Consider the following 12,962-nt stretch of genomic DNA (forward strand, 5'->3'; position numbering starts at 1 on the left):
CGGACTTTACGCCTCTCAGCATGACGTTAAATTGCATGCTTTATCGACCCAATTTTATTGTGTGTTATCCACCACCAGCGCCTGAGTCCAGACTCATCGTGGCTTGAAGGCGGGCCTGACCACCTGCGCAGAACCATCTTTTTACTGGCTGAGTTCTGGAACAATGAGGGGAAACAACACATTTTGAAGGAAGCGGAACGGGATAGACGTGGTATCTGATAGGTTTCCTGCTGCCGCAGGTCAACATGAACACTATTTGATCTCAGCACCCGCACTGGGGAAGCTGACGGTAGAACCCCAGCCACGGCAACCTCCAGGAAACCGCCTTTGACGGCCACTTTCCTCTGCCTCCGCCCGATCTTAACCTGTATCATTGCATTCCGGTTCTGAGTTTAACGAACAAAATGGCATCACCAGACGTGCTCGGGTACCATGAAAACTGAATATAAAGCATTTTGTAAAACTTCCGGAGTCAATGTGTCTGAATCTTGTCCGTGCGGTAGCGGATTGCAGTATAGCCTATGTTGCGAACCGTATCTAAGGGGAGACGCGTATCCTGATACGCCAGAAGCCTTAATGCGCTCACGTTACAGCGCCTACGTCCAACAGAATTCACGATATCTGATTGCCAGCTGGCACCCTTCCTGCAATGCGCAAAATTTTGCCGATAGTCTGGAAGAAAGCTTTGCCAACACACGCTGGCACGGCCTCAGAGTCATATCCACTGAAATTATTCCTCAAGAAAATACAGGATACGTGACATTTTTCGCCCGTTTCTCTGAAAATCAGCAGGAAAGTTTTCTTCATGAACGTTCGCGCTTTCTTCATGAGGAGCAACGCTGGTATTATATTGACGGAACCTTTCCGCCAACGGGACGCAACGATCGGTGTCCTTGCGGCTCCGGAAAAAAATATAAGAAATGCTGTGGTCAGAATTGACCCTGATTTCCCTTTGTATCGACAGGATCACCATCGCAATGCAAGCGCAAATACTGCAACGAAAAGTTCTACGCACCATCTGCCCGGATGCCAAAGGGTTGATCGCTAAAATCACCAACATCTGTTACAAACACGAACTCAACATCGTGCAAAACAATGAATTTGTCGATCATCGCACCGGTCGTTTTTTTATGCGCACCGAGCTGGAAGGCATTTTCAACGACAGTACCTTGTTGACCGATCTCGACGGTGCCTTGCCCGCCGGATCAGTGCGTGAACTGCATCCCGCCGGTCGCCGCCGTATCGTTATTTTGGTGACTAAAGAGGCACATTGCTTGGGCGATCTGCTGATGAAAAGCGCCTATGGCGGCCTGGACGTGGAAATTGCCGCCGTCATTGGCAATCACGAAACGCTGCGCACGCTGGTTGAGCGTTTTGACGTTCCCTTCATTCTTTCCAGCCATGAAGGACTGACGCGTGAAGAACATGACAATAATATGGCTGCTGAAATTGACCGGTATCAGCCTGATTATGTAGTGTTAGCGAAATATATGCGTGTATTAACGCCGGCATTTGTTCAGCGCTACCCGAATCAGATCATCAATATTCACCACTCGTTCCTGCCCGCATTTATCGGCGCACGCCCTTATCATCAGGCCTACGAGCGCGGAGTGAAGATTATCGGCGCTACCGCGCACTACGTGAATGACAATCTTGATGAAGGTCCGATCATTATGCAGGACGTTATTCATGTTGATCACACCTATTCAGCGGAGGATATGATGCGCGCCGGTCGTGACGTTGAGAAGAATGCTCTGAGCCGTGCTCTGTATGAAGTTCTGGCCCAGCGGGTGTTTGTCTACGGCAACCGCACTATCATTCTTTGATGATGATGATGCTGTTTTGTTTGACAAAACAGCATCATGGATAAAAAAACGGCAAACACACTTCATTACCTTATACGGCGCTTTACAGGGTGAATTCATTTGATATGATGCACCCCGCTTAACAAGCACAGCAAGCAAGGCCAGTGGTGGGGTTCCCGAGCGGCCAAAGGGAGCAGACTGTAAATCTGCCGTCATCGACTTCGAAGGTTCGAATCCTTCCCCCACCACCATTTCAGATGCCCTCTCATTTCCTAATTCACTGCATACTTTTATGTTCCCACGGGGAAGGATGAGAAGCTTCGACCCGAAGGTTTGAGTCGAACGCAGTGAGACAACGCCATGCAATGGCGGCCCGCAGGGCGAGGAACGCAGTGACGAGTTATCCTTCCCCCACCACCATTTCAGATGCCCTCTCATTTCCTAATTCACTGCATACTTTTATGTTCCCACGGGGAAGGATGAGAAGCTTCGACCCGAAGGTTTGAGTCGAACGCAGTGAGACAACGCCATGCAATGGCGGCCCGCAGGGCGAGGAACGCAGTGACGAGTTATCCTTCCCCCACCACCAGTTCAGATGTCCTCTCATTTTCAAATTCACTGCATATTTTATATTCCCCACGGGGAAGGACGAGAGGCTTCGACCCGAAGGTTTGAGTCGAACGCCATGCGTGCAGGTGGAACGGATTCAAATGAAGGGATTCAGGCCATCATAAATAATATTAATCTGTTTAAAATTAATGTCTTGTGGGCAGATTACCTCATGAGAATAGCTACCGTGGCTGACGGGTCTGGCGGGGAGGTAGGGGTCCTGATTGAAATAAAAAACAAAGCAATAAGTCGCGCTGGCCAGATACTTTTCTTCCCCGAGAAACAGGATGCTGTGCGCATCTTCATTACTCATCGCATCTTTAGCAAGAGCCAGGTAGACGCCTTTTTTTGCCGCTGAACCACGCCGTTCCTTGTTAGGATTTGCTGAGATACACCCAGCAGCTTTGATGGCCCGATACCCCTGCAAAGTCGTGTAGTGAATGTATAGTGGATAAAGGTTAAACGCCCCGTTATTGAGATGCATGTTTAATCTTGGATCTCTGGAAAACATTAAAAAACTCCGTTACCTGGTAGCCTGTTGATATCAGGATAATTGCCATTTAAATATAATAGACACTATTTTCCTGTTAGAGCTGAAAAACTGACGGACGGCCTGCATATGCAGCTTATCCACAAGCCCCCCCCCTCTCTGTTCCCCACAGGAAAGGACGGAAAGCAACGATCCACAGGTAGGGCGGCATTTCTTTATTCGCCAAAATTCTGCTACCATCTGGCCATCCTTTACCCGGCAAAATGGCCCGCGCGATGAAATTTGTTTCTTTTAATATCAATGGGCTGCGTGCCCGCCCCCATCAACTGCAAGCGATTGTTGAACAGCATCAGCCCGATGTCATTGGACTACAGGAAACCAAAGTCCACGACGACATGTTCCCCCTCGAAGATGTCGCCAGCCTTGGCTACCACGTGTTTTACCACGGTCAAAAAGGCCATTACGGCGTGGCGCTGTTATGCAAACAGCAACCGATTTCCGTACGGCGGGGTTTTGACGGCGATGATGAAGACGCACAGCGCCGCATTATCATGGCGGATATCCAGACTTCTGACGGGCTTCTCACGGTGATTAACGGCTACTTCCCACAGGGAGAAAGCCGTGACCATCCGACTAAATTCCCGGCAAAAGAGAAATTCTATCGCGATTTGCAAAGCTATCTTGAGCAGCAGCAGAAAGCCGATAATCAGGTGCTGATTATGGGAGATATGAATATCAGCAGCAGCGATCTGGATATCGGCATCGGCGATGAAAACCGTAAACGCTGGCTGCGAACCGGGAAATGTTCATTCCTGCCCGAAGAGCGCGAGTGGATGGATCGTCTAATGAACTGGGGATTAGTCGATACCTGGCGCGCACAGAATGCGGAAGTTAACGATCGTTTTTCCTGGTTCGACTACCGCTCAAAGGGCTTTGATGACAATCGTGGGCTGCGTATTGACCTGGTGCTGGCGAGCAGGCCACTGGCTGAACGCTGTATCGCGACCGGTATTGATTACGACATTCGCGCGATGGAGAAACCATCAGATCATGCCCCTATCTGGGCACAGTTCAGCCTGTAATTCGCCGGAAGCGGTTAAAGATGCCGAATGCAGGTAGATAGCCGATCCACCTGCATCCGGCTGCGCACTGTGATTATTTCACCATGCGCCAGATAAGGTTGTTGGTGCCCAGCGTATTTTCATCGCGCACACACTGTAGCAATACGCCCTCGCTTTTCAGCACTGCCCCTTCGCTGTAGTTACGGTTATCATAGATGCAGCAGCGCTGGCATGGCGGCGGTGTCGTCCCGACTTCTCGCGGCATATCCACCACCACATCGGTATTTCCGCCGCCGTTACTGATATAACGCCCGGCCAGCGCCGGAGCGCTTATTGCCAGCAGCAATACCAGCGTCAGGTGAAGTTTCATGCTTCGCTTTCCTTCTTTTTAGCCGTTTTACGGCGGGTCTTTTTCACTTTGTCCGCTGCCGGAGCCGGCAAGCCACGAAACGCATGCGCAGCAGGCTGCTGCCGGGCCTGATGAATCAAACTGTGCAGGGTTTCCACCAGCGGAGACATAAAGTCCTGATAGCGACACTGCTTCTCACTGATTTTTGTCAGCGTGGATTCCCAGTGGGCGGTCATATCCGGGCGAGCCGCCATCTCTGGCAATGAATGGATCAGTGCCCGCCCGGCAGGGCTGGAATGAATGTAACGCCCCTTCTTAAATAAAAACGTTCTTTTAAATAACAGCTCAATGATACCGGCGCGCGTGGCTTCCGTTCCTAAACCATCGGTCGCACGCAACACTTTCTTGAGATCTTTATCCTGTACAAATCGTGCTATACCGGTCATTGCCGACAGCAGAGTCGCATCGGTGAAGGGGCGCGGCGGCTGAGTCTGTTTCTCCAGCACCTCTCCGCGTTCACACAACAACTCATCCCCCTTTGCCACCACTGGCAGCGGCGTACCGTCATTTTCTTCGTCACGCTCCTTGCTGCCAAGCAGCGAACGCCAACCGGCCTCTGCCAGAAAGCGCGCTTTGGCGAGGAATTTACCCCCGGCGATATCCATCTCAATAACACATTTGCGATAGACCGCATCGGGGCAGAACTGCATCAGATACTGGGTAGCTATCAGGCGATAGATCTGCTGTTCGTTATCCGTCAGTCTGACCTGACTGCTGCGTGCGGTCGGGACAATCGCATGGTGAGCATCCACCTTTTTATCATCCCAACAGCGGTTTTTCTTATCGCTGTTAAAATCACCCGGCGTTGACAGCTCCGGTTGATGCACATTGATGGCATTCAGCACCGCATGACGCCCGGCAAAGTGTTCATCGGGCAGGTAACGACTGTCTGAACGTGGGTAAGTGATCAGTTTATGCGTTTCGTAAAGTCGCTGGCAGGTATCCAGCACCGTCTGCGCACTAAGTCCAAAACGTTTTCCCGCCTCAATCTGTAGGGCAGAGAGCGAAAACGGCAACGGTGGCGTATCATTTTCGCGCTTATCGTTGTAGCTGGTGACATGGGCTGGCTGTCCGTTAATCCGTGCCACCACATGCTCCGCCAGTGGACGATGTAAGAGACGCCCTTCTTCATCCTGATAAGGCTCACAAGAGTCGCTCGGCTGCCACAGGGCAACAAAGCGTTCATCTGCGGGTGTGACGATATGCGCCCTCACTTCGAAGAAGTCTTTCGCCACGAAGTTTTCGATATCTTCATCACGGCGCACCACCAGCCCCAGCACCGGAGTCTGAACACGCCCGACGGAGAGCACGCCATCATAACCGGCGTTTCTCCCCAACAACGTGTAGGCACGCGTCATATTGATGCCGTACAGCCAGTCGGCGCGCGCACGTGCCAGAGCAGAAACACACAATGGAATAAACTCGCGGTTTGCACGCAGCCGCCCGATTGCCCTCTCTACCGCCTGGGGGTTGAGGTCGTTGATCAGGCAGCGCTGAACCTGTGCGCGCTTTTCAGCGGGTAGCGTCAGGTAGTCAAGCACTTCATCGACCAGCAGCTGACCTTCGCGATCCGGGTCCCCCGCATGAACCACCACGCTGGCCTGCTGCAGCAACCCTTTGATGACATTGAGCTGTTTCGCCACAGATGGGCGAGGCTGCAACCGCCATTTTTCCGGCACAATCGGCAAATCAGCGAGTGACCAGCGCGCAAAACGGCTGTTGTAACTGTCAGGTTGCGCCTGCTCCAGCAGATGGCCGACGCACCAGGTGACGACCTGATCGCCGCCGCAGGCAATATACCCATCACCACGGCGGTGGGGTTTAGGCAGGACATCCGCAATGGCGCGGGCGAGACTGGGTTTTTCGGCAATAAACAAACGCATCCGGGGGGAACTTCCTGCTCAAGGTTTGGTATCAATAATGGCTTTTCCGGCCAGCCTTTTCAGACTTCCGCACCAGCGCATTAGCAAAACAGGCTGAGCGCTGGTCATGCCCACACACGTTTCAGGTGGCAGGCACATCTATTATTATCTGTGACTATCATTCAAAAGTAGCTAATCAGGGAGGCGCTGTCAGGCGGTACGATGCTGGCTGAAGATTTGAGCTGCGGCGTTCCCAGATAGAGAAATCCGACGATCGCATCTTGGTGCCGACAGTTGAACGCCTCACGAACCGGCTCTGCTTCAGTCCATGCGCCGCTGCGCCAGATACCGTTGAATCCCTGCGCGGCGGCAGCCATTTGCATTGCCATCACCGCACATCCGGCGGAAACCAGCTGTTCCCAGCGCGGCACCTTAGGGTGCTCTTCACAATGTGCCACCACGGTAATGATCATCGGTGCCCGATAGGGCGCACGCTGTGCTTTTTCAATGGCTTTATCATCCTGCTGCTCGTCACGCGCCAGTTTTTCCAGTAACGCGCTAAAACGATCGCGCCCCTCATTTTCAATAATGATAAAACGCCAGGGCTTGAGCGTGCCGTGGTCAGGAGCGCGCAGACCGGCGCGTAAAATGTTCTCCAAGGCCTCGCCTGACGGGGCTGGCTCAGCCAGACGGGATGCGGAGCGGCGGTTCATCAGTAGTTCCAGAGCATCCATTGAGTCCTCCTGTTAATCATTTGTGCAGGGCAGAAACTAGCACAGGATGATGTTTTGTTACAGCATTGCGCTTTTTCCTGCTGACAATTCCGCCCCTGCTAATTAGGATGTGAAGCATTATGGCCCGGTTTTGCGAATGCCCTGCGACACAGCATTCCCCTGGCGGGCATTTGATTGCCAATATGGAGAGACTATGCACGTATTATGGCGAATTATCGCTACTATCTTTAAGTGGTCATGGCGGGTACTGAATTTTGTTCGTGAATTTATTCTTAACCTGTTCCTGGTCCTGCTGATTGTTGTTGCCCTGGGGATCTGGTTCCAGTTTAAGAGCGCCAGCACGCCAGCCGAAACGCAAAAAGGCGCACTGGTTGTCAACCTGAGTGGTGTGGTGGTGGATAAACCCACCGTCAGTCACAAACTGAGTAAAATTGGTCGCCAGCTGCTAGGGGCCAGCAGCGACCGCCTGAAGGAAAACTCGCTGTTTGATATCGTGGATGCCATCCGCCAGGCAAAAGATGATGCCAATATCACCGGCATGGTGCTTGACCTGCGTAATTTTGCCGGGGCCGACCAGCCATCGTTGCAGTACATTGGCAAGACGCTTCGCGAATTCCGTGATAGCGGCAAGCCGATCTTCGCCACCGGAGAAAGCTACAGCCAGGCACAGTACTACCTTGCAAGCTACGCCAACAAGATTTACCTCTCCCCGCAAGGTAATGTTGACCTTCATGGTTTTGCCACGAACAGCCTGTACTATAAGACGCTGATTGACAAACTAAAAGTCAGCTCACACGTATTCCGCGTAGGCACTTATAAGTCGGCGGTAGAACCTTTCCTGCGAGACAATATGTCTCCGGCGGCACGCGATGCCGACGGCCGCTGGGTGGGTGAGCTGTGGGAGAATTACCTGAATACACTGGCCGCAAACCGCCAAATCACTCCAAATCAGGTATTCCCAGGCGCGCAGGGCGTACTGGACTCGCTGAAAAAACTTGGAGGGGATACTGCTCAGTATGCCAGGGATAACAAACTGGTAGACGAGCTGGCTTCTCCATCGCTGGTCGAACGTGACCTGGTTAAAACCTTCGGCTGGGATAAAGAGGCTAAGAACTATCGCGGCACCAGTATCTATGACTATGAGGTAAAAGATACCAGCACGGGCGACGCGAATGTGGCGGTGATCTTGGCCAGTGGCGCGATCATGGATGGTGAAGAAACGCCTGGCAGCGTTGGCGGCGATACTACCGCCCTGGAAATTCGCGCGGCACGCCTTGATCCAAAAATTAAAGCCATTGTCTTCCGTGTGAACAGCCCTGGCGGTAGCGTCACCGCGTCTGAAACGATTCGCGAAGAGCTGGCTGCGGCGAAAGACGCTGGCAAGCCTGTGGTGGTCTCTATGGGCGGTATGGCAGCATCCGGCGGCTATTGGGTATCAACCCCAGCCAATTATGTGATTGCCAGCCCGGCGACGCTGACAGGCTCCATCGGCATCTTCGGCGTGATTAACACCGTAGAGAATTCACTGGATGCGATTGGCGTTCATACTGACGGCGTGGCAACGTCCCCGCTGGCTGATATCGCCAGCACTAAGGCCCTGCCGCCGGAAGTCCAGCAGATGATGCAGTTGAGCATTGATAAGGGTTATCAGAACTTTATTGGCCTGGTCGCGAAATCACGCAACAAAACCACCGAGGAAATTGACCAGATAGCTCAGGGACACGTGTGGACCGGCAATGATGCTAAAGCGAATGGTCTGGTCGATGCGCTAGGTGATTTTGATGATGCGGTAGCTAAAGCAGCGCAGCTGGCAAAACTGAGCAAGCCCCAGTTGAGCTGGTATCAGGATGAGCCAGGTCTGCTGGATCTGCTGTTCAACCAAGTACAGGCCTCTGCTCATGCGGCGCTACCCGCCACCCTGAAAGCCTACTTCCCTGCTCCGGTGATGGATATTATGTCGGCAATGCAAAAACAGCCCGGCCTGATGGATAACCTGAACGATCCGCAAAATCGCTATGCGCTCTGCCTGAGTTGCGGTGATGTGAAATAAGCAGTCGCGTTACACAAGAGTCATTTGTGTGACGTCACTTCAGCCCGATCGTTACCGATCGGGCTGCTTTCCTTATGCTTTCCCCTTATACTGCGCTCTTTGAGTCATTCCTGAGTTTACCAATGCAAAAGAAATCCATTTACGTCGCCTACACGGGCGGCACTATCGGCATGCAGCGCTCCGAGCATGGTTTTGTTCCGGTTTCCGGCCATCTTCAGCACCAGCTGGCCAACATGCCAGAGTTTCACCGGCCAGAAATGCCTGATTTCACCATCCATGAATATCAGCCTTTGATTGACTCTTCAGATATGACGCCGCAGGACTGGCAAATCATCGCCGACGATATCCGTCAAAAGTATGATCACTATGATGGATTTGTCATTCTGCATGGCACCGACACGATGGCATTCACCGCCTCGGCGCTTTCGTTTATGCTGGAAAACTTAGCCAAACCGGTGATTGTGACAGGGTCACAAATCCCCCTTGAGCAGCTGCGCTCCGACGGGCAACAGAATTTGTTGAATTCTCTGTTTGTCGCCGCTAACTATCCGGTTAACGAAGTGACGCTGTTCTTCAATAACACCTTGTACCGTGGTAATCGTACCACCAAGGCACACGCCGACGGCTTTAATGCTTTCGCCTCGCCAAACCTTGCCCCGCTGCTGGAAGCTGGCATTCATATTCGTCGTTTGAACACCGCTCCCGCCCCAACTGGCGTGGGTGATCTGGTGGTGCATCCCATCACGCCGCAGCCGATCGGGGTGGTCACCCTCTACCCGGGAATTTCGGCCGAAGTGGTGCGCAATTTCCTACAGCAGCCGGTAAAAGCGCTGATCCTGCGCTCTTATGGCGTCGGCAATGCCCCGCAGAATAAAGAGTTCCTTCAAGAGCTGAAGGCCGCTACCGAACGCGGCATTGTGGTAGTCAATCTCACCCAGTGTATGTCCGGTAAGGTCAATATGGGAGGCTATGCCACAGGAAATGCGCTGGCACATGCTGGCGTGGTGAGCGGAGCCGATTTGACCGTCGAAGCCACGCTGACCAAACTGCATTACCTGCTGAGCCAGGATTTGACCAGCGATGAAATCCGCCAGCTGATGAAACAAAATCTGCGCGGCGAATTGACCCCTGACTGAGAGAATGAAATGACGATGAGTGGACGCCAGGCACTGTTATTGATCGACCTGCAAAATGACTTTTGTCCCGGCGGTGCACTAGCCGTGAAAGAAGGAGAACAGACCATTGCCGTCGCTAACCGCCTTGCTGCAGAATTTCAGCAGCGCGGCGAAGCGGTGATAGCCACTCTCGACTGGCATCCCGCAGGACACGGTAGCTTCGCCTCCAGCGCCGGGACCATACCGGGCACGCTCGGCCAGTTACACGGTTTGCCACAGATATGGTGGCCGGATCACTGTGTGCAACAGAGCCACGGCGCGCAGCTGCATCCTGAACTGGCGCACACGGCAATCAACCTGCTGGTTCACAAAGGCGAGAATGCCGAAATCGATAGCTACAGTGCGTTTTACGATAACGGCCAGCGCCAGCACACTATCCTGCACGCCTGGTTGCAGGAACACGACGTGACGGCTCTCACCGTCATGGGGCTGGCTACCGATTACTGCGTTAAGTTTAGCGTGCTGGACGCGCTGACGCTGGGTTATCAGGTCACGGTGGTGAGCGCGGGCTGTCGCGGGGTCAATCTACATCCTGATGACAGTAAAAATGCCTTGCTCGATATGGCTCAAGCGGGTGCCCGCTTGATTTAAACGCCCACGCGGGGTCGCGTACGGTCGGCCCCGCCTGGGTTAGCGCAAATTATTCCTGGAGGAATAATCTACTGTAGCTTGATACGCGTGACGGCATCATCGCGGATGCCAAACTCGTCTTTCAGCTGTTTTTTACTTTTCATCACCATCTCCCCGCCCTTTGCCACGCTCATATGCTGCGGATTATCGTTGTTTCTCGCCTGCCACAGCAGCACCAGCTGTAGGCTGTGCTCTTTCTGCTCAGGAGTCAGCGCGACACCATCGGCCCACTTACCGGTTTCTACGGCGGTGACCAAACGCTGATAAACCTCCGGCGTCATGCTGGCGATCATTTCATCCAGTTGCATCATGTCTCCTTAGCCCAACGTGTTATTGCCATTATCATCGGTGAAACTCAGCGAGGCCGAGTTGACACAAAAGCGTTCGCCGGTTGGCTGCGGGCCATCAGGAAATACGTGACCGAGGTGCGCATCACAGCTGCCGCAGCGGATTTCGATACGCTGCATACCGTGGCTGTCATCCTCAATATAGCGAATAGCCTCCGGGCTGAAAGGCTGATAAAAACTGGGCCAACCGCAACCGGAATCATATTTGGATTCGGACAAAAACAGCGGTACACGGCAAATCAGGCAGTGGTAAATGCCATCGTTTTTGTTATGAAGGAGCTTGCCCGAATAGGGAGGTTCAGTGCCGTGTTCTTGAGTCACGTAGCGCTGCATTTCAGTCAGGGTGCTTTCGGATGATGAGGTATTATCTTGTTTAGCCATATCTGGACTCTCTGGCGCGATTGAACTGTTAATCTCTGCAGCTATTCTAACAAACACTTAACAACATCTGGCAAAATTTTACCGATCGCCAGATAACCGTCTCCAGTCGCGGTTAAAATTGTGATGCAGATCACCATTTGGAGCATCCCCCCCTTTAGATTAGGCTAAAGTGCCCCAAAATGTACTTTACCACGCGTCATGTAGCCGGATTTAGATTGAATAATTCCTGTTCGAGGATTGATTTGTCGCAATGATTGACACGATTCCGCTTGACGCCTGGTAAGGTTTTTGTAATTTTACAACCAACCTTTTATTCACTATCAACAAGCTGGTGGAATATATGACTATCAAAGTAGGTATCAACGGTTTTGGCCGTATCGGCCGCATCGTTTTCCGTGCTGCTCAGGAACGTTCTGATGTAGAAATCGTTGCTATCAACGATCTGCTCGACGCAGAGTACATGGCTTACATGCTGAAGTATGACTCAACTCATGGCCGTTTTAACGGCACTGTAGAAGTCAAAGACGGCCATCTGGTTGTTAACGGTAAAACCATTCGTGTTACCGCTGAGCGCGATCCGGCAAACCTGAAGTGGAATGAAGTTGGTGTTGATGTGGTTGCCGAAGCAACAGGTATCTTCCTGACCGACGAAACAGCACGTAAACACATCGAAGCAGGCGCGAAGAAGGTCGTACTGACTGGCCCGTCTAAAGACGACACCCCAATGTTTGTTATGGGCGTAAACCACAAGTCTTACGACGGTCAGGATATCGTGTCTAACGCATCTTGTACCACCAACTGCCTGGCACCGCTGGCAAAAGTGATCAACGACAAGTTCGGCATCGTTGAAGCACTGATGACCACCGTTCACGCGACTACAGCGACGCAGAAAACCGTTGATGGCCCGTCACACAAAGACTGGCGTGGCGGCCGTGGCGCATCTCAGAACATCATCCCTTCTTCTACCGGTGCTGCTAAAGCGGTAGGTAAAGTGATCCCAGAGCTGAACGGTAAACTGACCGGTATGGCGTTCCGTGTGCCTACCCCTAACGTTTCCGTTGTCGATCTGACTGCTCGTCTGGCAAAACCGGCTTCTTACAAAGAAATTTGTGCAGCGATCAAAGCCGCTGCCGAAGGTGAGATGAAAGGCGTTCTGGGCTACACTGAAGACGAAGTGGTTTCTACTGATTTCAACGGCGAAACCCTGACGTCTATCTTCGATGCGAAAGCCGGTATCGCCCTGAACGACAACTTCGTGAAGCTGGTATCCTGGTACGACAACGAAACAGGCTACTCCAACAAGGTTCTGGACCTGGTTGCTCACATCGCTAAATAAGCGCTCCGCCGCAAAACGGAAACGGCTTCAGGCAGTTTCAAGTTTAAAGGCTGGATGTGAAACGAATCGGAGG

General features: G+C 52.5%; 13 protein-coding genes, 1 tRNA gene and 2 other RNA genes. 10 read left to right on the forward strand and 6 right to left on the reverse strand.

What is annotated here, in order from left to right; all coding sequences use genetic code 11:
- Nucleotides 1-477: 477 nt before the first annotated feature.
- The 5 genes from EPIR_RS09715 (at nt 478) to EPIR_RS18260 (ending at nt 2,394) form a co-directional block, all read left to right on the forward strand.
- Nucleotides 478-939 carry a YchJ family protein gene (locus EPIR_RS09715; protein ID WP_023655207.1) on the forward strand — a complete coding sequence of 154 codons (462 nt, stop codon included), beginning with the start codon at nt 478-480 and terminating at the stop codon, nt 937-939.
- A 38-nt stretch (nt 940-977) separates the two neighbouring features.
- Entirely contained in the window at nt 978-1,826 is an 849-nt protein-coding gene (gene purU, locus EPIR_RS09720; RefSeq protein WP_023655208.1) for a formyltetrahydrofolate deformylase, read from the forward strand.
- Nucleotides 1,827-1,971: 145 nt separating this feature from the next.
- Nucleotides 1,972-2,056, forward strand: a tRNA-Tyr gene (locus EPIR_RS09725).
- 38 nt (nt 2,057-2,094) lie between these two features.
- Nucleotides 2,095-2,225, forward strand: a non-coding RNA gene (locus EPIR_RS18255) — RtT sRNA.
- Between the two features lie 38 nt (nt 2,226-2,263).
- A non-coding RNA gene (locus tag EPIR_RS18260) (RtT sRNA) lies at nt 2,264-2,394 on the forward strand.
- A 117-nt stretch (nt 2,395-2,511) separates the two neighbouring features.
- Here the strand turns inward: EPIR_RS18260 and EPIR_RS09730 are convergent.
- Complete coding sequence (locus EPIR_RS09730; protein WP_023655209.1) at nt 2,512-2,925, reverse strand: hypothetical protein; 414 nt, start codon at nt 2,923-2,925, stop codon at nt 2,512-2,514.
- 254 nt (nt 2,926-3,179) lie between these two features.
- Between EPIR_RS09730 and xthA the strand changes: the two genes are divergently transcribed.
- Complete coding sequence (xthA, locus tag EPIR_RS09735; protein ID WP_048697472.1) at nt 3,180-3,986, forward strand: exodeoxyribonuclease III; 807 nt, start codon at nt 3,180-3,182, stop codon at nt 3,984-3,986.
- Between the two features lie 73 nt (nt 3,987-4,059).
- Here the strand turns inward: xthA and EPIR_RS09740 are convergent, their stop codons facing one another.
- The 3 genes from EPIR_RS09740 to EPIR_RS09750 form a co-directional block, all read right to left on the reverse strand.
- A complete protein-coding gene (locus EPIR_RS09740; RefSeq protein ID WP_023655211.1) occupies nt 4,060-4,335 on the reverse strand; it encodes a YnjH family protein in 276 nt (91 codons plus the stop codon).
- On the reverse strand, nt 4,332-6,257 hold the full coding sequence (locus EPIR_RS09745) for a DNA topoisomerase III (protein ID WP_023655212.1): 1,926 nt from the start codon (nt 6,255-6,257) through the stop codon (nt 4,332-4,334). The genes EPIR_RS09740 and EPIR_RS09745 overlap by 4 nt, the downstream gene beginning before the upstream one ends.
- A 161-nt stretch (nt 6,258-6,418) precedes the next feature.
- Complete coding sequence (locus EPIR_RS09750) at nt 6,419-6,970, reverse strand: NAD(P)H nitroreductase (protein WP_023655214.1); 552 nt, start codon at nt 6,968-6,970, stop codon at nt 6,419-6,421.
- 193 nt (nt 6,971-7,163) lie between these two features.
- Here EPIR_RS09750 and sppA point away from each other — a divergent pair, with 193 nt between their 5' ends.
- The 3 genes from sppA (at nt 7,164) to pncA (ending at nt 10,786) form a co-directional block, all read left to right on the forward strand.
- On the forward strand, nt 7,164-9,020 hold the full coding sequence (gene sppA, locus EPIR_RS09755; RefSeq protein ID WP_023655215.1) for a signal peptide peptidase SppA: 1,857 nt from the start codon (nt 7,164-7,166) through the stop codon (nt 9,018-9,020).
- 122 nt (nt 9,021-9,142) lie between these two features.
- Nucleotides 9,143-10,156, forward strand: coding sequence for an asparaginase (gene ansA, locus EPIR_RS09760; RefSeq protein ID WP_048697288.1), 1,014 nt, complete (start codon nt 9,143-9,145; stop codon nt 10,154-10,156).
- A gap of 15 nt (nt 10,157-10,171) precedes the next feature.
- The gene (gene pncA, locus EPIR_RS09765) at nt 10,172-10,786 is read left to right on the forward strand and encodes a bifunctional nicotinamidase/pyrazinamidase (protein WP_048697291.1); all 615 of its coding nucleotides are present in this window, start codon (nt 10,172-10,174) and stop codon (nt 10,784-10,786) included.
- 68 nt (nt 10,787-10,854) lie between these two features.
- On the opposite strand, the gene EPIR_RS09770 is transcribed toward pncA, so the two are convergent.
- Both EPIR_RS09770 and msrB read right to left on the reverse strand, forming a co-directional pair.
- Nucleotides 10,855-11,133, reverse strand: a complete 279-nt coding sequence (locus tag EPIR_RS09770) for a YeaC family protein (RefSeq protein WP_023655218.1) — start codon at nt 11,131-11,133, stop codon at nt 10,855-10,857.
- Nucleotides 11,134-11,142: 9 nt separating this feature from the next.
- Complete coding sequence (msrB, locus tag EPIR_RS09775) at nt 11,143-11,553, reverse strand: peptide-methionine (R)-S-oxide reductase MsrB (protein WP_023655219.1); 411 nt, start codon at nt 11,551-11,553, stop codon at nt 11,143-11,145.
- 340 nt (nt 11,554-11,893) lie between these two features.
- On the opposite strand from msrB, the gene gapA reads away from it, so the two are divergent.
- On the forward strand, nt 11,894-12,889 hold the full coding sequence (gene gapA, locus EPIR_RS09780) for a glyceraldehyde-3-phosphate dehydrogenase (RefSeq protein ID WP_023655220.1): 996 nt from the start codon (nt 11,894-11,896) through the stop codon (nt 12,887-12,889).
- Nucleotides 12,890-12,962 lie beyond the last annotated feature (73 nt).

Source organism: Erwinia piriflorinigrans CFBP 5888, assembly GCF_001050515.1.
Taxonomy (GTDB): Bacteria; Pseudomonadota; Gammaproteobacteria; order Enterobacterales; family Enterobacteriaceae; genus Erwinia; species Erwinia piriflorinigrans.

Coding starts and splice junctions, on each gene's coding strand:
- purU (WP_023655208.1), top strand. CDS start 978: ATGCAAGCGCAAATACTGCAACGAAAAGTTCTACGCACCATCTGCCCG.
- EPIR_RS09730 (WP_023655209.1), bottom strand. CDS start 2,925: ATGTTTTCCAGAGATCCAAGATTAAACATGCATCTCAATAACGGGGCG.
- xthA (WP_048697472.1), top strand. CDS start 3,180: ATGAAATTTGTTTCTTTTAATATCAATGGGCTGCGTGCCCGCCCCCAT.
- EPIR_RS09740 (WP_023655211.1), bottom strand. CDS start 4,335: ATGAAACTTCACCTGACGCTGGTATTGCTGCTGGCAATAAGCGCTCCG.
- EPIR_RS09745 (WP_023655212.1), bottom strand. CDS start 6,257: ATGCGTTTGTTTATTGCCGAAAAACCCAGTCTCGCCCGCGCCATTGCG.
- EPIR_RS09750 (WP_023655214.1), bottom strand. CDS start 6,970: ATGGATGCTCTGGAACTACTGATGAACCGCCGCTCCGCATCCCGTCTG.
- sppA (WP_023655215.1), top strand. CDS start 7,164: ATGCACGTATTATGGCGAATTATCGCTACTATCTTTAAGTGGTCATGG.
- ansA (WP_048697288.1), top strand. CDS start 9,143: ATGCAAAAGAAATCCATTTACGTCGCCTACACGGGCGGCACTATCGGC.
- pncA (WP_048697291.1), top strand. CDS start 10,172: ATGAGTGGACGCCAGGCACTGTTATTGATCGACCTGCAAAATGACTTT.
- EPIR_RS09770 (WP_023655218.1), bottom strand. CDS start 11,133: ATGCAACTGGATGAAATGATCGCCAGCATGACGCCGGAGGTTTATCAG.
- msrB (WP_023655219.1), bottom strand. CDS start 11,553: ATGGCTAAACAAGATAATACCTCATCATCCGAAAGCACCCTGACTGAA.
- gapA (WP_023655220.1), top strand. CDS start 11,894: ATGACTATCAAAGTAGGTATCAACGGTTTTGGCCGTATCGGCCGCATC.